The organism is Oleiphilus sp. HI0043 (genome assembly GCF_001634935.1).
The window spans coordinates 1-329 of the sequence record NZ_LWEY01001011.1; the positions used below are offsets into that span (position 1 = coordinate 1).

Annotated in this window: 1 protein-coding gene; it reads right to left on the bottom strand. The window is 47.1% G+C overall.

What is annotated here, in order from left to right; all coding sequences use genetic code 11:
• On the bottom strand, nucleotides 1-318 hold a 318-nt coding region (locus tag A3729_RS10835; protein ID WP_231877418.1), incomplete at its 3' end, for a HAMP domain-containing sensor histidine kinase.
• Nucleotides 319-329 lie beyond the last annotated feature (11 nt).

The window sequence follows — 329 nt, forward strand, 5'->3', positions numbered from 1 at the left end:
TCGCTGATAACCTTCGTAGCCAACTATCTTGGCCTTAACGGCTTCTTCTACCTGCTGAGTATTGTTCACCCAGGGCAGCATTAAGCTCACCTTAAAACAACTGCCCTTCCCAAGTTCTGAGTCGACCTGTAACTCTCCACCCATTACTTCAGTTAAGAGCTTCACGATAGTCAAACCAAGACCTGTCCCCTGCACATTCGGTGTATGTGTATTACGCACCCTTTCAAAAGGTTCGAATATACGTGCAAGGTAGGAAGCCTCTATCCCTGGCCCGGTATCTTTGATAATGAATTCTGCCACCTGAGAACGGTACTTCACCGTAAAGTCGA